This window comes from Ruegeria sp. N8, from assembly GCF_056531325.1.
The window spans coordinates 152829-171763 of sequence record NZ_JBQFLQ010000002.1 but is presented as its reverse complement, the minus strand read 5'-3'; the positions used below and the strand labels follow the sequence as shown (position 1 = coordinate 171763).

Here is an 18935-nt window from a genome sequence, read left to right as displayed (position 1 = left end):
AGGACCACTCTGATGCAACGAGGCTTTGGATGCTGCCAGACCTGACCGACCTGAATTCTTTTCGTGACGCCCTTTCTAATGCGCCCGGATCCGATGGCGACGCCCGTCAGGGTGCCGCGGACCGGAACGGACAATTGACCAAACCTCCAGGTGCGCTGGGGCGGCTGGAAGATCTGGCGATCTGGTATGCGGCCTGGCGTGGGGACGCGCGGCCGCAGATCAATGCGCCGCAGGTCATTGTCTTTGCCGGAAACCATGGTGTTACGGCGCAGGGCGTTTCGGCCTTTCCGCCCGAAGTGACCGTGCAGATGGTGATGAATTTCGAACATGGCGGCGCGGCGATCAACCAGTTGGCCAAAGCGGCGGGAGCAACGATGGACGTGCACGCGCTGGAGCTTGACCGTCCGACCGTGGATTTCACCACCGGTCCGGCCATGTCCGAGGACGAACTGTTGCGTGCGCTGCAAACCGGCTGGAACGCAGTGAACCCGGAAGCTGACCTGCTGGTCGTGGGCGAGATGGGGATTGGCAATACCACCCCCGCCGCCGCGATTGCCTGCGCCCTGTTCGGAGGCGAAGCCGCCGATTGGACTGGGCGTGGAACCGGCGTGGACGATGCTGGGCTGGCCAACAAAACCCGTGTGGTGGCAGAGGGCGTAGCCCTGCATGGCGGCTCGGGCGACGGGTTGGAGGTGCTGCGCTGTCTGGGCGGGCGCGAGATTGCGGCCATGGCTGGGGCGATTGCTGCCGCCCGAATCCTGCGCATTCCGGTTGTTTTGGACGGGTTCATCTGTTCAGCTGCTGCGGCCTGTCTGGGCCGCACGGTCGACGGGGCGCTGGATCACACCGTGGCAGGCCATCAAAGCGCTGAAGGCGCGCATGGCGCGGTGCTCGCCCAGCTTGGCAAAGAGCCGCTGCTCAGCCTCGGCCTACGTCTGGGTGAAGGGTCTGGTGGTGCTTTGGCGATCAATATCGTTAAAAGCGCTGTCGCCTGTCATTCCGGTATGGCAACCTTTGCTGAAGCTGGCGTGTCGGACGGCTAAGCTGAAGGGCCTGACCGGGGAACGGTCAGGCTGATTTCTGGGCGTGTTTCTCGGCCAGTTCCAACAGCTCGGTCTCTAAGTCCTTTTCAAGCTGCCGGGCCCGATCGATATATTTCTTGTTCTCACCGGTGGGCATCCCGGGGATCCACAGTTCGGCCAATTCCCGAACAGCGGTCCGGTCGTGGTGGTAAAAGGTCTGCTCGGCCTGCGCCGCCTCGTAGTCGCTGAGGCCGATATTCTCGAGCACATAGCGTCCAGCCCGGAGCGATCCGTCAAACATCTCGCGCACGATGTCATTGGCCCCGGCCTGATACAGCTCGTACACATGGGTTCGGTCATGAGCGCGGGCGACGATATGAAGGTCGGGACGCTGGCGGCGGGCGAAGCTGACCAGCCGCGTGACTGTCTTGGGGTCATCCATCGCAGCGACCAGAACCGAGGCTTTCTCTAACCCGGCGGCACGCAGCAGTTCTGGGCGGGTGGGATCGCCCAGGAACCCTTTGACGCCAAACCGACGCATCAGCTGGATGGTTTCGATATCGTGGTCCAGAACGATTGTCTTGAACCCGCTGGCACGCACCAGCCGGTTCACAATCTGACCAAACCGACCGATACCTGCAATGATCACCGGGCCTTTCTCGTCGATCTCATCGGGTTCGGGGACGGGTCCGCCATCGCTGATCCGGCGCGAGAGCAGGTCGTAGATGATGAACAAAAGTGGCGTAATCAACATTGTAAGGGCGATGATCATCAGCAGCTTTTGTGACAGATCGGGCGGGATGACGTTTTGCTGTGTTGAGAAGGCCAGCAGAACAAAGCCAAATTCACCCGCTTGCGCTAAACCCAAGGTGAATAGCCAATGATCGCGCCCGCGCAGTTTGAAGGCACGGCCAACCAGAAACAGGATGATGCCTTTGGCCAGAATGACCAAAAGGGCGAGGCCTATCAGATCAAACGGGTCGTTGAAGAAATAGGCGACATCAATCCCGGCCCCCACGGTGATAAAGAACAACCCCAAAAACAGACCTTTGAACGGTTCCAGGTCGCTTTCCATTTCATGGCGGAACTCCGAACTTGCCAGAACTACACCCGCCAGAAACGCGCCAAGGGCGGGCGAAAGGCCGACCAACGTCATCAGGAAGGAAATCCCCACGACGATCATCAGCGCCAGCGCCGTGTACATCTCGCGCAGGCGGGTGGCATGGATGAAGCGAAACAAGGGGCGGGTCAGGTAGATACCGGCAAGGATGACGAAAGCGATGGCGGCTAGTGTCACCAGCGTTACCGCCCAGCCCGGCAGCCCATCCACTAGAGACAGGCTGTGATGCGCCTTGTCATGCAGGTCTGCCGCTCCCCGCTCGATGGATCCGTCATTCTGGATGTGAGGCACCGCAGGCAGCGCCAGCAGAGGCAGCAAGGCCAGCATCGGGATCACCGCAATATCCTGCGTCAACAGAACTGAGAACGTCGCTCGGCCGCCATTTGTCTGCATCAACCCCTTTTCCGACAGGGTTTGCAGCACGATCGCGGTTGAGGACAATGACAGGGTCAACCCGACAGCTAGCGCCACCGACCACGGGTGGTTGGCATACATGGCCACGCAGGCAATCACCGCAGTGGACAACAGAACCTGCAGCCCACCAAGACCCAGTAGCCGTTCGCGCATATCCCACAAGGCGCGAGGCTCCAGTTCCAGCCCGATCAGGAACAGCATCATGACAACACCGAATTCGGCAACATGTTGCAGGCTTTCGGTCTCGGCCCCCACCAGTCCGAACATCGGACCGATGACAATACCGGCGGCCAGGTATCCCAATACCGACCCAAGACCCAGGCGCGCCGATAAGGGCACAGCGATCACGGCAGCCGCCAGATAGATCGAAGCCTGGTATAGGAAATCGTCCATATTATCCTCTCGGGTCAGGTGGGCAGGGGCGCATCGCGCTTGAGTTGGTCCATCACGATCTGGCTTTGCACCCGTGCCACCGCAGGATGCGGCAGTATCACTTGATGAAGCAAGCGATTGAGCGCGGAAAGATCGTCGCAATAGACATGCAGCAGATAGTCAGCCTCGCCGGTCATCGTCCAGGCGCTGGTGATCTCGGGTCGAGTGTCAACCAAACGGGCGAAACTTTCGGATTGCTCGGGGCCATGGGTGCCCAAATGTACCTGGATAAAACCTTGCACCTGCAAGCCCAACTTCAGTGGGTCCAGCCGCGCGGCGTAGCCGGTGATATACCCCTCGGCCTCGAGCCGTTGACGGCGGCGTCCGGCCTGACTGGGCGACAGGTTCAGCATCTCACCCAATTGATGGGCCGTCAGGTGCGCATTTGTCTGGAGCGCCGACAAAAGCCGTGTGTCTATTGAATCCAACACCTGCGCAAATTCCTCATAAAATCATCAAAACGTGCGAATATTTCGCATCTGAACTTAGTTTACCCGAAAACAATGCGCAGAAACAGCGCCGAATAAGACTTATTTTGGAATCAGCAAAGAAATTCCTGTTTTTACGGAGACGCGCCATGGGACCCTTCCCGCATAACGCCCCGAAATCTGCCATCAGCCCGGAAAATCCGGCCGGAACTGACGGGTTCGAGTTCGTTGAATTCGCCCACCCCGTGCCGCAGGAACTGCGCGACCTGTTCGCCAAGATGGGGTTTGAGTTGGTCGGCCACCACAAGGACAAGCCGTCTGTCGAGCTGTGGCAGCAGGGCGACGTGACCTATATCCTCAATGCTGATCCCGAGAGCTTTGCCGCCAAGTTCGTCGCAGAACATGGCCCTTGCGCCCCTTCGATGGGCTGGCGTGTTGTGGATGCGCAAAAAGCTTTTGAGCATGCAGTCAGCAAAGGCGCCGAGCCCTATGACGCCGCAGATAAAACGATGGATGTGCCTGCGATCAAAGGGATTGGCGGATCGCTGATCTATTTCATCGACCAATATTACGACACCTCGCCCTATAATCAGGAATTCACATGGACCGAACAGTCCAAGCCGCGCGGCGACGGGTTCTATTACCTCGATCACCTGACCCACAACGTCTACAAGGGAAATATGGACAAGTGGTTCAAATTTTACGGCGATTTGTTCAACTTCCGTGAGATTCGTTTTTTTGACATTCAGGGTAAGTTCACCGGGCTTTATAGCCGCGCGCTGACATCCCCCTGCGGCCGTATCCGCATTCCTATCAACGAAGACCGGGGCGAGACGGGCCAGATCGTGTCCTACCTCAAGAAATACAAAGGCGAGGGTATTCAGCATATCGCGGTCGGCAGCGAGGACATCTATGCCTCGACCGATGCGATTGCCGAAAAGGGTCTGAAGTTTATGCCGGGCCCGAACGAAGCCTATTACCACATGTCCAAGGACCGCGTGGCCGACCATGAAGAGCCGCTGGACCGGATGATGAAACACGGTATTCTGATTGACGGCGAGGGCGTGCTGGACGGGGGCGAAACCCGGATCTTGCTGCAAATCTTCTCGAAAACCGTGATCGGCCCGATTTTCTTCGAGTTTATCCAACGCAAAGGAGATGACGGGTTTGGTGAAGGAAATTTCCAGGCTCTGTTCGAATCCATCGAGCGCGAACAAATCGAATCCGGTGAAATTTCAGCCGATTGATCCTGTGTCTTAACTTGATCTCGGGGGCGGCCTGCGCCCCCGGTGATCAACTTCTGGGCAGCCGCAATGTTACGTTCTGGCCGCGTTTTTGATAGCGCAGTTCGGAATCGCCAATCGCCACCACATTGCCGCCGTCCAGCCTGTCTCCGACTTTCAACTTCTTGTAGCGCCCACTGGGCAGACGCACCAAGGCGCGTCGGTTGGCGGGCGTCCCATAGACTCCGATCAGGTTCAGCTTGCGCAGGTTGATCGCGTTATCGATTGTCGCCTGCCGCGCGACCGAAGCAGAGGACGGGATTTTTGGCGCGACCGCTTTGGGCTGGAAGGACTCCGCCTCGTCAACGGATTGCGCAACGGCGGCGGTCGATCCCAAATTCACAGTGTTAACACGCGCGCTACGAGCTGCCCCGGCAGGGCGCGGTTTAGGGCGCGGGACGCGAACTACGGCCAGTGCGGTGGGTGTGTAGTCAATCTCTGGCGGCTTCAGGGATGCAGGTCGCAGTTTGGGGCGCAAGACTGCCAATTCCTGCAATGTGCGCCCGCCAAGCTGCTGGCGCTCGAACTGGTCGATCAGGTTCTCGGGGCGCGGCTTTGGCCGCAGCTCGGCCAGACGCGATGTCGCCTCATCAGGGACAGGCTCTTCCTCGAACCGCACGGGGACATCCGGGGGTACTTTCGACGGGCGGCCGAGATAGACGACAATGCCGTCCGGGTTCAACGTGCCCTCGGCAGTGGGTGTCACCAAGCCGCGCTCGTCCAACTCAAATCGAGTGCCTGCAGCCGATGGTTGCGCGACCGGGTCGAATTCCAGATCGGTGTCAAACCTTGCGACTTGCGGCAGGGCAACCGCGTCGCGAGACAGGTCCGACGGGTCGATGGAGGCCAGATAGATATCTTCGGCCTCAACAGCGACGGGGCTGTTCAGGGGCTGAGGTGTTTCAAACCGCACAGCAGGCAGCAGCGGTTGCGGCTCAGGTTCGGGCGCGATCGGTTCAACAACAGTGGGCGCCACTTTCAGCGCCTCGAGGATGGCGACATCTGTGGCGGAAAGCTCAGGTTCTTCTGGTTCGACAGGGGCCGGAATTGGTTCGGACGCGGCGGTTTCTATTTCAACGGGGTCACTTACGACCGTTTCTGTCGCGCGCGGTTCATCTGGTTCGGGTTCCTCGAAGTCCGTCACATCCGGATCGGCCTCCACAGATTCCAATGGTTCAGGCGGGGCGGTCGCAATCTCGGGATCAACCTCGATTTGGGCGATTTCCGTCTCTTGGACTTCGTCGTCGGGACTGCCGCCAAGCGCCCAGACTAAAATGGCCACCGCTGCAACACCTGCGACTGCTGCGGGAACCGTATATTGCGTCAGGTTCGCTGCATACGGAATGGACCGAGTCTCGGCTTCAGGGACCGACCGGAAATCCGCAGCAGCGGGAGAGGCCGCTATGACATGCACAGCTGGTTGTGGAGTGTCGGGAACGGGTGCGGCGATAGGCTCGGGTGACAGGAACTGAGGCGCTTCGGGATAGTCTTCACCATCGGTTGGTGCCGTGATCTGAACCGGTACGAATCCATGTTCAGTGGCAAACTCGCGGGCTTCGGTCAGCGTCTGTTTCGCCACAGCGGCGACGTGAATGATCTGGTCCCTTGTCGCGGAATCATAGACCAGTTCGTCCAGTGTGTAGGGCGTCGCGCCTGTCAGAGCCGACTCAACAGATCCGTTCGCGCCATCGGCGTCGACAGCCAGATAGCGTACCTGATCTTTCGGCAGCACCAGCGTACAGCTCAGCTGCGTCTCAAGCGCAAAGGCCTTGTCGCGTAGCGTGGCAAGCTGCGCGCCCAGATCCGGCTCATCCACGAACACATCACCAAGCCAAAATGAGTCATTGTTGGCCAAATGGTGCAAAGAGATTCCGGTAGACGAAAAAATCAGCTCAAAGGCAGGTTTCATAAGCCGGACGAACCATAGTTATCAGGGTCAAAACAGACAGGCATCCCGTCCGCAGACCGACATTAAAGCAGGATCTTGCCGAGGGAAAGAAAAAGCCGGGTTTCCCCCTTGTTCGGCAGACCCTTGCCACCCCATCTTGACAGTAACGAAATCGGAGGGAAGACCTTGAAGAAATTCGCTTTTCTGGCGGCCTTGATGGCCGCAACCGCGGTTGGCGCAGCCCATGCGGAAGAACGTCGCATCACCGTTAGCGCAGCAGGCACTGTGCTGGCTGAACCGGACATGGCCACCATTACTCTGGGCGTTACCAATGAGAATGCGCAGGCCGCTGCTGCGATGAAGGCCACGTCAGATGCTGTGTCGCAAATCCTGGCACGGCTGGACCAGATGGGGATCGACGCGCGCGATGTGCAGACCCGCGATCTGTCACTGTCACCGGTCTGGGCGGGCCGTGGCAACCAAGCTGGAGAACGGCCTGAAATCTCGGGCTTTTCAGCCTCAAACCGCGTGTTTGTGCGGGTGCGTGATCTGACGCAGTTGGGCGCAGTGATGGATGCGGTCATCCAAGACGGGGCCAATGATTTCGGCGGTCTCAGCTTTGGTATTCAAGACCCCAAACCGCTGGAGGCTGAGGCGCGTGCCAAAGCCGTGGCCGAGGCGACAGCCAAGGCCGAGCAACTGGCGCAGGCAGCCACGGTCACACTGGGCCCTGTTCAGCAGATCAGCGAGCAGGTCGGCGGCATCCGGCCTGCGGCCCAGATGCGCGAATTCGCGGCGGCGGATGCAGGTGGAATTCCGGTGGCAGGAGGCGAGGTCTCGGTCTCGGTCAATGTCACGATGGAGTTTGGGATTTCCCAGTAAGCTCAGCGTGATGCGCGGGCTTGCAGTGACTGGCGCTGCTGGCCCGTCTGGTCGAAGTTTTCAGGGGTCAACCATGCCTCGAAAGCCGATCGAATACGGGGCCATTCGCTGTCCAGAATCGAATACCACGCGGTGTCCCGGTTGCGTCCTTTATAATGGGTTGCTTGCCGGAAGATTCCTTCGAAGGTGAAGCCCAGCCGCTCGGCCGCGCTGCGCGACGGCGCGTTCAACGCATCGCACTTCCACTCATACCGGCGATAGCCCAGTTCGTCGAAAACCCGCCGCATCATCAGATACATCGCTTCGGTCGCCATGGGCGTGCGCTGCATCAAGGGTGAGAAATGGATATAGCCAACTTCGATGACGCCGGCGTCGGGGGTGATACGCAAATAGGTTGCGTGGCCAACCGGGGTGCCGGTTGCGTCCAGAACAGTGTGAAACATCGGATCCGCGCTGCGTTCGGCCTGTTTCATCCAGTCCGAGAACGCGGGCTCGGATGTGATCGGCTCTTCTGGCAAGTAGGTCCAGTTCCGACCGTCTTCGTCCTGCGCAAACGCCCGGTAGAGGCCGGATGTATGCTGTTTCGCATCCAAAGGAACCACTGAACAAAACCGCCCCGGCATATCGGTGCGGGGGGGCATCGGGCGTGGAAACTCACCCGACACCGGCGCGCCGATGGGTTGGCCAAAGGCGTTGGTTCGGTGGTCCGTCATCATTCAGGCGGTGGCTTTGGACAGAGCCTGATCCAGATCAGCGATCAGGTCATCTGCATCCTCAATCCCGATCGAGACACGTACAACGCCGGGACCTGCCCCTGCAGCTTCTTGCTGTTCGGGGGTCAACTGCCGGTGCGTGGTCGAGGCCGAATGGATAATCAGCGAGCGCGCATCGCCGAGGTTCGCAACATGGCTGAAGATTTCCAGCGCGTTCACCAGCTTGACGCAGGCATCATAGCCGCCTTTGACTGCAAAGGTGAACAGCGCACCGGCGCCTTTCTTGTACTGCGCCTTGACCCGGTCGTGGTAGGGGGACGAGGGTAGGCCCGCATAGGTCACGTAATCCACCCGGTCATCGGCTTCGAGCCAGGCCGCAATCTTCTGCGCGTTCTCAACGTGACGCTCCATCCGCAGCGACAGGGTTTCGATCCCCATCAGCGTATAATGCGCCGCCTGTGGGTTCATGGTCATGCCCAGATCGCGCAGACCGATGGCGATACCGTGGAAGGTGAAGGCCAGCGGCCCGAAAGTCTCGTGGAACTTCAACCCGTGATAGGCGGGTTCGGGTTCGCTGAGCGAAGGGAACTTGTCATTCGCCGACCAGTCGAACTTACCCGAATCCACGATGCAACCGCCTGTGACGGTTCCGTTGCCGGTCAGGTATTTGGTGGTCGAATGCACCACCAACGTCGCGCCCTGTTCGATGGGGCGGCACAGGTATGGCGTGGCCGAGGTGTTGTCGACGATCAGCGGAATGCCCGCCGCGTCCGCAACATCTGCCATCGCACGGATATCGGTGACGTAACCACCGGGGTTCGAAATGGATTCGCAGAATACAGCGCGGGTGTTTTCGTCAATCGCGGCCTTTACCGCCTCGGGGTCGTCCATATCGACGAACTTGGCCGACCAGCCAAAGCGTTTGATGGTCTGGCTGAACTGCGTGACCGTGCCACCATACAGGCGGGTCGAGGCCACAACGTTGCAGCCCGGTCCCATCAGCGGGAACAGCGCCATGATCTGCGCCGCGTGACCTGACGAGCAGCAGACAGCGCCCACGCCACCCTCAAGCGTTGCCACGCGCTCTTGCAGCACGGCGACGGTGGGGTTGGTCAGGCGGGAATAGATGAAGCCCACCTCTTGCAGGTTGAACAGTGCGGCCGCGTGGTCGGCGTCACGGAAGACATAGGCCGTGGTCTGATAGATCGGCGTCTGGCGTGCGCCTGTGGCCGGATCGGGCCGGGCGCCTGCGTGAATCTGAAGCGTGTCAAAGCCATAAGTGGGGCCGTCAGACATGGTTGAAATCTCCCTTTCGTATATGTGTTGCAGAATCTCTAGGCGATCAGGGGCGTGCGCACAACAATGCAGTCAGCGCATCCACAATCCCTTGGCCTTGATCTTGTTGCGGATAGCCTGTTCACGTTGCGGCAGGTTCTCGCGATCAAACATCGCGCGGATTTTGTGACCTTTGCGTTGAATCACCAGTTTGCGGATCGGGTCATAGCCCTTGAGCACTTTCTTGATCCGGTTCGGGGCCGCCACAGTTTCCAGTACCTCGACCACATGATCGCTTTCGCGGGCGTAGAGCAGCGGAAACAGCCGGTAGTGGCAAGTGACAGAGCCGTCCAACAGGCCAGCGGGCAGGGCGTCGCGCCCTCCGCCCAGTGAATGAACGACCAGCGGCAGCGCCACCTGATCCAGCCAGGGGTCCAGCACCTGACCGGCCAGTTCGGGGATATCTTCGTCACGTATGATCTGCGCGTAGTCACGGAATCGCTCCCCAAACGTGCGCGGGCAGGAATAGAAGAAGTAGCCTGCGTTGAAATACAGGTAGCGACGCCAGTAGTCATGCGGTTGGCTGGTATCCAGCGAACTGTCGAAATCCAGGCTGAACCGCTGGTAGAGCGCCCGCCAAATTCCGTCGAAACCGGGGCCGTAGAGGGTCGGGCGGGGCCATGTCCCCTCGACCTTCAGCGAAGCGCTTGGGCGGGAAAAATCAAAGGGGACAGTGTTCAGATCACCGGTGATGAGCGTGTCACTGTCGAAGAACACAAAGGGCTCACCCTCGGGAAGGGCCAGCAAAGCCTCGATTTTGTTGCCGTAGGGATAGCTTTCGCCAAATACCTGGGAGTCGAAGGGCAATATCTCGACATCCAACTGGCGCAGCGCGTTCAGGATATCTTCGTTCTGAATGCTGGGGTCTTGTGACCAAAGCGGGCCGGGTTGGGGCACGGCGACGAACACACGACCGGCAAAGTCGGGGCTGCTGTGACGGAGTGAGGTGGCAAACAGTAGCGACTCGTATTGCAGGCGGTTGTTTTGTCCGATGAGGACGATGTTGAATGTCTTGGGGGTGGCCTGCATCGGTGTCCGGTCAATCACTGGAGTATTTCGGTTGACGGCACACTACGCAGGGGCGGCGGGCAAAACCAGATGTGAACTCCACCTTGAGGCGCAAAATTTGAAAACCGAGACCGTGCCCCCATCTTATGCCAAGATGCCGAAACAGGAGATATCTCAAATGAGGGTCAACGCAGATTTCACCAAACGCGTCGCCGTTCACTTTGATCAGAACGAATGGGTCCAATCCCCTGCCGCCGGGGTCGAGCGGAAGATGCTGGACCGTATCGGTGAGGAGGTCGCCCGCGCCACCACGATTGTGCGTTTTGCTCCGGGCAGCGCCTTTGCCGCGCACACCCATGATGGGGGTGAGGAATATCTGGTTCTTGAAGGTGTCTTTCAGGATGAAACCGGGGATTTCCCGGTGGGCAGCTACGTGCGCAACCCGCCGACCTCGTCGCATACGCCTTCGGCCAAGGAAGGCGCGACGATTCTGGTCAAGCTGCATCAGTTCGATCCAGCGGATCGGACTGAGGTGCGGCGATCGATCAACGGGGCAGAGAAACTGCAACTGTTCAAGGATGCCCAAGAGGATGTCAGAGTCCTGAGCCTCGCCGCCGGTGAATCGCTGAACCTGGATGCAGAGCAAGGGCTGGAGCTGTTCGTCATCGAAGGGTCTGTTTCAGAAGAAGATGAGGAATTCTCGGCCTGGGATTGGCTTCGACTGCCGCCGGAAACCCAGTCTGTTGCGACCGCCGGGACCGATGGTGCCCGCGTGTGGATCAAGTCTGGGCACCTCTCTGGCATGGTCTGACCGACAGCGACGCTTTAATTTTAGGCAGTATTTTCTGAAAACCGGGCCGTCGAGCCCGGTTTTTTAATTTTTTGACCATTTGGCAAATTTTACCAATTGATAAAATTTCAGACTGTGGCAAGCTGAGAGTACAACAACCATATCTACAGGGAGTAGAGCGATGGCACAGGGCCAGATGGTCCCCGGCATTGTCTCCGGGCGGCTTTCCAGCGATGAGCTGACCTCGAATTTCACGGATCTGCATCCGCCATTGGCCGCGCATGAGGCCGCCGTGGCAGCAGATCGGTGCTACTTTTGCTATGACGCGCCATGTGTGACAGCCTGTCCGACGGATATCGATATTCCGTTGTTCATGCGGCAGATTCAGGCCGGTCAGCCCAAAGCGGCGGGTGAGACCATATTGGCGCAAAATATTCTGGGCGGCATGTGCGCCCGTGTGTGTCCTACCGAGACATTGTGCGAAGAAGCCTGTGTGCGCGAGGCAGCTGAGGGCGCTCCGGTCGAGATTGGGCGTTTGCAGCGTTATGCAACCGATAGTGTTATGGCAGACGGGGCGCATCCGTTTGTACGTGCCGATTCGACCGGCAAAACCGTTGCGGTGATTGGGGCAGGGCCTGCAGGTCTGGCCTGCGCACACCGGCTGGCGATGCTGGGGCATGAGGTTGTTATTCACGAAAGCAAGCCCAAGCCGGGCGGCCTGAACGAATATGGGATCGCGGCCTATAAATCGACCAACAACTTCGCGCAGGCCGAGGTGGATTGGCTGATGCAGATCGGTGGGATCACGATCGAGACAGGTTCGGTTCTGGGCGACACGATCTCTCTGGAGGGCTTGTCAGCAAATTACGACGCAGTTTTCCTATCCATTGGCTTGGCCGGAGTGAACGCTCTGCGCGCGGGTGGCGTTGATATAGATGGCGTGCGGGCTGCGGTCGAGTTCATCTCGGATGTACGGCAGGCTAGTGATTTGACTGACTTGCCGGTAGGGCGCAATGTGGTCGTCATCGGCGGTGGCATGACCGCCGTGGACGCGGCGGTGAAGTCCAAGCTGCTAGGGGCGGAACATGTCACTATCGCTTATCGCCGGGGACGTGATGCTATGGGGGCCAGCCGGTACGAGCAGGACCTTGCGGCCTCGCATGGGGTCAAGATCATGGCCAATGTGCAGCCTGTGGCTGTGCACGGAAACGGCGCCGCGGCTGAGATTGAGTTGGAATATACCTCGAGCGAGGGCGGTCAATTGACCGGGACGGGCGAAGTGATCCGCCTGCCTGCGGATCAGGTTTTGAAAGCGATTGGTCAGACGCTGGAAGGCGCGCCCGAAGGGCTGACGCTGGATGGCAACAAGATCGCCGTCACTGGCGCGGGTCGGACCTCGATGGCGGGTGTCTGGGCCGGGGGTGACTGCGCGGCTGGTGGTGAAGACCTGACCGTGACCGCTGTGGCCGAGGGTCGCGATGCAGCAATGGACATCCACGCCAAACTGACGGCGTGAAACTGTGATTTTGGATGCTGATCAGCATCAGGAGGGCCGAATAAATGGCTGATTTAAAGACAAATTTTCTGGGTATAGAAAGCCCGAACCCGTACTGGCTGGCCTCGGCGCCGCCGACTGACAAAGAATACAATGTCCGCCGCGCCTTCGAGGCCGGTTGGGGCGGCGTGGTCTGGAAAACGCTGGGGGCCGAGGGCCCTCCGGTCGTGAACGTAAACGGGCCTCGGTACGGTGCGATTTATGGCGCGGATCGGCGGCTGCTAGGGCTGAATAACATCGAACTGATCACTGATCGCCCGCTTGAGGTGAACCTGGAAGAGATGGCCCGGGTCAAGGCCGACTACCCGGACCGCGCGCTGATCGCCTCGATCATGGTGCCGTGCGAGGAAGAGGCTTGGAGAGCCATCCTGCCACGCGTTGCCGAAACTGGTGCTGACGGGATCGAGTTGAACTTCGGCTGTCCCCACGGCATGAGCGAGCGCGGGATGGGATCGGCTGTGGGACAGGTCCCGGAATATATCGAGATGGTCACGCGGTGGTGCAAGAAACACTATGACCGTCCGGTGATCGTGAAGTTGACACCCAACATCACGGATATCCGCAAACCCGCCGAGGCCGCAAAGAATGGTGGCGCGGATGCGGTGTCGCTGATCAACACGATCAACTCGATCACCAGCGTCAATCTGGACACGTTCAGCCCTGAGCCTTCGATTGATGGCAAGGGTAGCCATGGCGGCTATTGCGGTCCGGCGGTGAAGCCGATCGCTCTGTCGATGGTGTCAGAGATTGCGCGGGCACAAGCAACGCATGGTCTGCCGATCTCCGGTATCGGTGGCGTGACCACATGGCGTGACGCGGCCGAGTTCATGGCCTTGGGCTGTGGCACCGTTCAGGTCTGTACGGCTGCGATGACCTATGGGTTCAAGATTATTGATGAACTGACGGCGGGCCTGTCCAAATGGATGGACGAGAAGGGGTATAAGGACGTCTCGGAGATTGTTGGTCTGGCCGTGCCGAACGTGACGGATTGGCAATATCTGAACCTGAACTATGTGGCGAAGGCCAAGATCGATCAGGATCAGTGCATCAAATGTGGCCGCTGCTATGCCGCTTGCGAGGATACCAGCCATCAGGCAATTTCCATGTCTGATGATCGTGTGTTCGAGGTGATGGATGACGAATGTGTCGCCTGCAATCTATGCGTGGATGTGTGCCCGGTGGATGGGTGCATTTCGATGGTCCCGATGAATGCGGGCGAAATTGATCCGCGTACCGGACGGGAAGTGCAGCCTGACTACGCCAATTGGACGTCACATCCGAACAACCCGATGGCGAAAGCTGCGGAATAGGAGATTTTTCGTCAAAAAATCTTGGACGAGAAAATTCGACGAATTTTCTCAGAACAAAATGTCGATGGGGCCGTTGTGGCAGATCACGATATATTGGTTGGCGGTGCGGATCAGGTGGTATCCACACCGCCTTATTTCTTGCTGAAACGTCTCATGCCCCACTTCTCTTTCCACCCAGCTCGTGGACCGGCGCACGACCGCACCGCGCTGCGCGGATTTGGTGGAAAACAATTGGTCGAGCCAGGGATCGGGATAGGGGCGAACGATAATCATGGGCATATGCTGCCGTAACTTGTTTAACCGGACCTTAAGGCGTGAGGAGTTTCCGGTAGAGCGTTTCTACAAAAGGTTCCGCGCCTTCAAAGGGATCTTCGTGCCCCAAAATCGCACGAACCTGTACGTCGAAGTCGGCGTAGTGCTGGGTCAGCGCCCAGATCGAAAAGACAAGGTGATATGGATGAAGTCGCGCTATTTTCCCCTGATCCATCCAGCCGACAAGAATCGCCGTTTTTTCATCCACCAAGGTCTTGAGGTCACTTGAAAGCGAGTCGTGAATGCGCGGCGCGCCCTGCACGAGCTCGTTGGCGAATAGGCGGCTTTCGCGCGGCAGATCGCGGCTCATTTCCAGTTTGCGTCGGATATAGGCGAGGATTTCCTCCATCGGGTCGCCATCGGCATCCAGTTCGTGCAGAGGGGCGAGCCAAGTCTCCAGCAGACCGGACAGGAGCGCGGTGTGAATAGCCTCTTTTGTCGGGAAATAATACAGCAGGTTTGGCTTGCTCAGGCCTGCCTCGGTGGCAATCTGGTCTACGGTTGCACCACGGAAACCATGGGATGAAAACACGTTCAGCGCTGCTTCGAGGATCGCTGCACGGTTCTTTTTTTGAATTCTGGTAGGGGTGCGGTCTTTGGGCATATTAACAGATTGTCTCATTTTCCGGCAGGTGGGCGCTGGATCGGCTAAAAAATCGAATGGCGTCCTGCAATTTCTTGACTGATCTCGAACCCGTGATAGCGTGAGTTTGACCAGATGGTCAAATCAAGACACCAAAAGCGAGCCAAATCGCAAGCAACAGGGAAGAACAAGATGGCAGCTCCGGCGCAGAATCTCAGGATCAACGGCGACAGGTTGTGGGACAGCTTGATGGAGATGGCCAAGATCGGCCCCGGTGTTGCGGGCGGCAATAACCGCCAGACCCTGACCGATGAGGACGCTGAAGGCCGCGCCTTGTTTCAGAAATGGTGTGAGGATGCGGGTTGCTCCATTGGCTTGGATCAGATGGGCAATATGTTTGCTCACCGAGCGGGAACAGATCCCGACGCTTTGCCGGTTTATGTTGGTTCGCACTTGGACACTCAGCCGACAGGTGGGAAATACGACGGCGTCTTGGGGGTTCTTGGCGGTTTGGAGATCATCCGAACGTTGAACGATTTGGGGATCAAGACAAAGCATCCCATAGTGGCTACGAACTGGACCAATGAGGAAGGGACACGCTACGCGCCCGCTATGTTGTCCTCGGGGGTGTTTGCCGGGATGCACACGCAGGATTGGGCCTACGCGCGTGAAGATGCTGAGGGTAAGGCTTTTGGCGATGAATTGCAGCGGATCGGTTGGCGTGGTGAAGAGGAGGTGGGCGCGCGCAAGATGCATGCCTTCTTTGAACTACATATTGAACAGGGACCCATTCTTGAGGCGGAAGGTAAGGACATTGGTGTTGTCACCCACGGTCAGGGGTTGAGTTGGACCCAGATCACGGTGACCGGCAAGGATGCCCATACCGGCTCGACCCCGATGCCGATGCGCAAGAATGCGGGTCTGGCGATGGCGCGGATTCTTGAGAAAGTGGACGAGATTGCCTGGTCCCATGCGCCCCATGCCGTTGGGGCGGCGGGGCATATCGATGTGTTCCCGAATTCGCGGAATGTGATCCCTGGCAAGGCGGTGTTTACGGTCGATTTTCGCTCGCCCGATCTGGACGTGATTCATGATATGGAGGCGCGCCTACGCGTTGCAGCGGAGGACATTGTCCAAGAAATGGGCTTGCAGATCGAGTTCGAGAAGGTCGGTGGGTTTGATCCGGTGATGTTCGATGAGGGTTGTGTGGCGGCTGTGCGCGACGCGGCCGAGCGGCTGGGGTATTCGCATACTGATATCATCTCAGGTGCCGGGCATGATGCGTGCTGGATCAACCGGGTCGCGCCGACGGCGATGGTGATGTGCCCTTGTGTAGATGGGTTGAGCCATAACGAAGCTGAGGAAATCAGCAAAGATTGGGCTGCGGCAGGGGCTGATGTTCTGTTGCATGCGGTCGTCGAGACGGCTGAGATCGTGGAGTAGGGGGCGCTGCCCCCATCGCCCGGTGGGCGACTCCCCCGGGATATTTTTGGCCAGATGAAGCAGGCGGCGCAGACCGCCACAGGGAGATTGAAATGAGCACTGTGATCAAGAACGGAACCGTTGTGACCGCCGATTTGACTTACAAGGCGGATGTGATGGTTGAAGGTGGCGTGATCACCGAAATCGGTCAGGATCTGAAAGGTGATAAGGAACTGGACGCGACCGGTTGCTATGTGATGCCGGGCGGGATTGATCCGCATACGCATCTTGAGATGCCGTTCATGGGCACCTATTCCAGCGATGATTTCGAAAGCGGAACCCGGGCGGCTTTGGCTGGCGGCACCACGATGGTGGTGGATTTTGCGCTGCCTAATCCGGGGGAAAGCCTGCTGGATGCACTGAAGCGTTGGGACAATAAATCGACGCGGGCGAATTGTGACTATTCGTTCCACATGGCGGTGACCTGGTGGGGTGAGCAGGTGTTTGATGACATCAAGACTGTCATCGAGACGCGCGGGATCAACACTTTCAAGCATTTCATGGCCTATAAGGGTGCGTTGATGGTGAATGATGATGAGTTGTTCGCCTCGTTCAAGCGTCTGGCCGAGTTGGGCGGTACCGCGATGGTGCATGCCGAGAACGGTGATGTGGTGGCCGAGCTGAGTGCTAAGCTGCTGGCCGAGGGCAATACAGGGCCTGAGGCGCATGCCTATTCCCGCCCGCCGCAGGTCGAAGGTGAAGCGACAAACCGCGCCATCATGATCGCCGATATGGCGGGCGTGCCTTTGTATGTAGTTCATACCTCGTGCGAAGAAGCGCATGAGGCCATTCGCCGGGCCAAGATGCAGGGCAAACGGGTGTGGGGCGAGCCTTTGATCCAGCACCTGACCTTGGATGAAAGCGAATATTTCCACCATGATTGGGAGCATGCAGCGCGGCGGGTCATGAGCCCTCCGTTCCGGAACATGCAGCATCAGGACAGTCTGTGGAATGGTTTGCAATCGGGCACGCTGAGCGTAGTGGCCACCGACCATTGCGCCTTTACTACCGAGCAGAAGCGATATGGCGTGGGCGATTTTACCAAGATCCCCAACGGGACAGGCGGGCTGGAAGATCGGATGCCGATGCTGTGGACTCATGGAGTAAACACCGGGCGGCTGACGCCGAACGAATTTGTGGCAGTAACTTCGACAAACATCGCCAAGATATTGAATTGCTATCCGAAAAAGGGTGCCATTTTGGTTGGCGCGGATGCGGATATCGTTGTGTGGGACCCGGACAAAGCCAAGGTGATTTCAGCCCAAACGCAGCAGTCTTCGATCGACTACAACGTGTTTGAAGGCAAGGAAGTACGCGGGTTGCCCCGGTTCACGCTAACCCGTGGTTCGATTGCTGTTCATGATGGTGAGATCCAGACACAGGAAGGACATGGGAAATTTGTGGCGCGCGAGGCCAATACCCATGTGAACAAAGCGCTGAGTACCTGGAAAGAGCTGACCGCGCCGCGTCCGGTCGAGCGGACGGGTATTCCAGCGACGGGTGTGTGATTTGCGGGGGTGTCCTCTGGGGGCCCCAAAGCGAAACCTTTTCAAGGTAATGGAATGACTACAGAAAGCACGACCCAGAGTGTGATCGAGGCAAGGCAACTCGATCTCACCTTCCAAACCAATGACGGTCCGATCCACGCGTTGAAAGACGTGAACCTGACCATCGATAAGGGGGATTTCGTCAGTTTTATCGGCCCCTCGGGCTGTGGCAAAACCACTTTCTTGCGCTGTATCGCAGCTCTCGAGACGCCGACCGGGGGAACGCTGACCGTCAATGGCATGACCCCTGACGAGGCGCGGCGCAAGCGCGCCTATGGATATGTGTTTCAGGCCGCGGGGCTGTATCCGTGGCGGACCATCTCCAAGAACATCAAATTGCCGCTCGAGATCATGGGTTATACCGCCACAGAGCAAGAAGAGCGCGTGAAGAAAGTTCTGGAACTTGTTGATCTGGAAGGGTTTGGTGGAAAATTTCCGTGGCAGCTTTCGGGCGGGATGCAGCAGCGGGCCAGTATCGCGCGGGCCTTGGCGTTTGATGCCGATATCCTGTTGATGGACGAACCCTTTGGCGCTCTGGATGAGATTGTACGCGATCACCTGAACGAGCAGCTTCTGGCGCTATGGGCGCGGACTGAAAAGACCATCGGTTTCGTGACGCACTCGATCCCCGAAGCAGTCTATCTCAGCACTAAGATCGTGGTTATGAGCCCTCGGCCCGGTCGGATCACCGATGTGATCGACAGCCCTCTGCCCAAAGAGCGGCCTTTGGATATTCGTGACACGCCGGAATTTATCGAGGTTGCACATCGCGTGCGCGAAGGGCTGCGGGCGGGGCATTCCTATGATGACTAAGGCAACCAGACTGCGGGA

17 protein-coding genes are annotated in these 18935 nt (G+C 58.5%); 9 read left to right on the top strand and 8 right to left on the bottom strand.

What is annotated here, in order from left to right:
- Window positions 1–29 precede the first annotated feature (29 nt).
- Window positions 30–1043 carry a nicotinate-nucleotide--dimethylbenzimidazole phosphoribosyltransferase gene (gene cobT / locus ACR0C5_RS04895; RefSeq protein WP_480874961.1) on the top strand — a complete coding sequence of 338 codons (1014 nt, stop codon included), beginning with the start codon at window positions 30–32 and terminating at the stop codon, window positions 1041–1043.
- A gap of 25 nt (window positions 1044–1068) precedes the next feature.
- Here cobT and ACR0C5_RS04890 read toward each other — a convergent pair whose 3' ends face one another.
- Together ACR0C5_RS04890 and ACR0C5_RS04885 are read right to left on the bottom strand one after the other, a co-directional pair.
- Complete coding sequence (locus ACR0C5_RS04890) at window positions 1069–2949, bottom strand: monovalent cation:proton antiporter-2 (CPA2) family protein (protein ID WP_170788501.1); 1881 nt, start codon at window positions 2947–2949, stop codon at window positions 1069–1071.
- A 14-nt stretch (window positions 2950–2963) separates the two neighbouring features.
- Window positions 2964–3419, bottom strand: coding sequence for an Lrp/AsnC family transcriptional regulator (locus ACR0C5_RS04885; RefSeq protein WP_480503000.1), 456 nt, complete (start codon window positions 3417–3419; stop codon window positions 2964–2966).
- A gap of 146 nt (window positions 3420–3565) precedes the next feature.
- On the opposite strand from ACR0C5_RS04885, the gene hppD reads away from it, so the two are divergent.
- Window positions 3566–4663 (top strand): 4-hydroxyphenylpyruvate dioxygenase, encoded by a 1098-nt coding sequence (hppD, locus tag ACR0C5_RS04880; RefSeq protein WP_480874959.1) that lies wholly within the window; start codon window positions 3566–3568, stop codon window positions 4661–4663.
- A gap of 46 nt (window positions 4664–4709) precedes the next feature.
- Here hppD and ACR0C5_RS04875 read toward each other — a convergent pair whose 3' ends face one another.
- A complete protein-coding gene (locus ACR0C5_RS04875) occupies window positions 4710–6515 on the bottom strand; it encodes a hypothetical protein (RefSeq protein WP_480874956.1) in 1806 nt (601 codons plus the stop codon).
- Window positions 6516–6773: 258 nt separating this feature from the next.
- On the opposite strand from ACR0C5_RS04875, the gene ACR0C5_RS04870 reads away from it, so the two are divergent.
- Window positions 6774–7469 (top strand): SIMPL domain-containing protein, encoded by a 696-nt coding sequence (locus tag ACR0C5_RS04870; protein ID WP_170784450.1) that lies wholly within the window; start codon window positions 6774–6776, stop codon window positions 7467–7469.
- 2 nt (window positions 7470–7471) lie between these two features.
- Here the strand turns inward: ACR0C5_RS04870 and ACR0C5_RS04865 are convergent, their stop codons facing one another.
- From ACR0C5_RS04865 to ACR0C5_RS04855, 3 genes are all read right to left on the bottom strand, one after another.
- Window positions 7472–8182 carry a GNAT family N-acetyltransferase gene (locus tag ACR0C5_RS04865; RefSeq protein ID WP_480874952.1) on the bottom strand — a complete coding sequence of 237 codons (711 nt, stop codon included), beginning with the start codon at window positions 8180–8182 and terminating at the stop codon, window positions 7472–7474.
- A 3-nt stretch (window positions 8183–8185) separates the two neighbouring features.
- Window positions 8186–9478, bottom strand: coding sequence for an O-acetylhomoserine aminocarboxypropyltransferase/cysteine synthase family protein (locus ACR0C5_RS04860; protein WP_170769459.1), 1293 nt, complete (start codon window positions 9476–9478; stop codon window positions 8186–8188).
- Window positions 9479–9550: 72 nt separating this feature from the next.
- A complete protein-coding gene (locus ACR0C5_RS04855) occupies window positions 9551–10546 on the bottom strand; it encodes a hypothetical protein (RefSeq protein ID WP_480875695.1) in 996 nt (331 codons plus the stop codon).
- Between the two features lie 157 nt (window positions 10547–10703).
- Between ACR0C5_RS04855 and ACR0C5_RS04850 the strand changes: the two genes are divergently transcribed.
- The 3 genes from ACR0C5_RS04850 (at window position 10704) to preA (ending at window position 14180) form a co-directional block, all read left to right on the top strand.
- Window positions 10704–11336 carry a cupin domain-containing protein gene (locus ACR0C5_RS04850; RefSeq protein WP_480874949.1) on the top strand — a complete coding sequence of 211 codons (633 nt, stop codon included), beginning with the start codon at window positions 10704–10706 and terminating at the stop codon, window positions 11334–11336.
- 160 nt (window positions 11337–11496) lie between these two features.
- A complete protein-coding gene (locus ACR0C5_RS04845) occupies window positions 11497–12831 on the top strand; it encodes an NAD(P)-dependent oxidoreductase (RefSeq protein WP_170788508.1) in 1335 nt (444 codons plus the stop codon).
- A 44-nt stretch (window positions 12832–12875) separates the two neighbouring features.
- Complete coding sequence (gene preA, locus ACR0C5_RS04840) at window positions 12876–14180, top strand: NAD-dependent dihydropyrimidine dehydrogenase subunit PreA (RefSeq protein WP_170788509.1); 1305 nt, start codon at window positions 12876–12878, stop codon at window positions 14178–14180.
- Window positions 14181–14228: 48 nt separating this feature from the next.
- Here preA and ACR0C5_RS04835 read toward each other — a convergent pair whose 3' ends face one another.
- Complete coding sequence (locus ACR0C5_RS04835; protein ID WP_480874946.1) at window positions 14229–14453, bottom strand: N-(5'-phosphoribosyl)anthranilate isomerase; 225 nt, start codon at window positions 14451–14453, stop codon at window positions 14229–14231.
- A 34-nt stretch (window positions 14454–14487) separates the two neighbouring features.
- Window positions 14488–15096 (bottom strand): TetR family transcriptional regulator C-terminal domain-containing protein, encoded by a 609-nt coding sequence (locus ACR0C5_RS04830; protein ID WP_480874943.1) that lies wholly within the window; start codon window positions 15094–15096, stop codon window positions 14488–14490.
- A 171-nt stretch (window positions 15097–15267) separates the two neighbouring features.
- On the opposite strand from ACR0C5_RS04830, the gene ACR0C5_RS04825 reads away from it, so the two are divergent.
- From ACR0C5_RS04825 to ACR0C5_RS04815, 3 genes are all read left to right on the top strand, one after another.
- Window positions 15268–16518, top strand: coding sequence for a Zn-dependent hydrolase (locus ACR0C5_RS04825; protein ID WP_480874942.1), 1251 nt, complete (start codon window positions 15268–15270; stop codon window positions 16516–16518).
- 92 nt (window positions 16519–16610) lie between these two features.
- A complete protein-coding gene (hydA, locus tag ACR0C5_RS04820) occupies window positions 16611–18065 on the top strand; it encodes a dihydropyrimidinase (RefSeq protein WP_170769466.1) in 1455 nt (484 codons plus the stop codon).
- 54 nt (window positions 18066–18119) lie between these two features.
- The gene (locus ACR0C5_RS04815; protein ID WP_170769467.1) at window positions 18120–18917 is read left to right on the top strand and encodes an ABC transporter ATP-binding protein; all 798 of its coding nucleotides are present in this window, start codon (window positions 18120–18122) and stop codon (window positions 18915–18917) included.
- Window positions 18918–18935 lie beyond the last annotated feature (18 nt).

What these genes read in the sequence shown, in the direction of transcription:
- ACR0C5_RS04815 (WP_170769467.1), top strand. Translation starts at nt 18,120, where the DNA reads ATGACTACAGAAAGCACGACCCAGAGTGTGATCGAGGCAAGGCAACTC.
- ACR0C5_RS04890 (WP_170788501.1), bottom strand. Translation starts at nt 2,949, where the DNA reads ATGGACGATTTCCTATACCAGGCTTCGATCTATCTGGCGGCTGCCGTG.
- cobT (WP_480874961.1), top strand. Translation starts at nt 30, where the DNA reads ATGCTGCCAGACCTGACCGACCTGAATTCTTTTCGTGACGCCCTTTCT.
- ACR0C5_RS04855 (WP_480875695.1), bottom strand. Translation starts at nt 10,546, where the DNA reads ATGCAGGCCACCCCCAAGACATTCAACATCGTCCTCATCGGACAAAAC.
- ACR0C5_RS04850 (WP_480874949.1), top strand. Translation starts at nt 10,704, where the DNA reads ATGAGGGTCAACGCAGATTTCACCAAACGCGTCGCCGTTCACTTTGAT.
- ACR0C5_RS04865 (WP_480874952.1), bottom strand. Translation starts at nt 8,182, where the DNA reads ATGACGGACCACCGAACCAACGCCTTTGGCCAACCCATCGGCGCGCCG.
- hppD (WP_480874959.1), top strand. Translation starts at nt 3,566, where the DNA reads ATGGGACCCTTCCCGCATAACGCCCCGAAATCTGCCATCAGCCCGGAA.
- ACR0C5_RS04830 (WP_480874943.1), bottom strand. Translation starts at nt 15,096, where the DNA reads ATGCCCAAAGACCGCACCCCTACCAGAATTCAAAAAAAGAACCGTGCA.
- ACR0C5_RS04845 (WP_170788508.1), top strand. Translation starts at nt 11,497, where the DNA reads ATGGCACAGGGCCAGATGGTCCCCGGCATTGTCTCCGGGCGGCTTTCC.
- preA (WP_170788509.1), top strand. Translation starts at nt 12,876, where the DNA reads ATGGCTGATTTAAAGACAAATTTTCTGGGTATAGAAAGCCCGAACCCG.
- hydA (WP_170769466.1), top strand. Translation starts at nt 16,611, where the DNA reads ATGAGCACTGTGATCAAGAACGGAACCGTTGTGACCGCCGATTTGACT.
- ACR0C5_RS04835 (WP_480874946.1), bottom strand. Translation starts at nt 14,453, where the DNA reads ATGATTATCGTTCGCCCCTATCCCGATCCCTGGCTCGACCAATTGTTT.
- ACR0C5_RS04860 (WP_170769459.1), bottom strand. Translation starts at nt 9,478, where the DNA reads ATGTCTGACGGCCCCACTTATGGCTTTGACACGCTTCAGATTCACGCA.
- ACR0C5_RS04825 (WP_480874942.1), top strand. Translation starts at nt 15,268, where the DNA reads ATGGCAGCTCCGGCGCAGAATCTCAGGATCAACGGCGACAGGTTGTGG.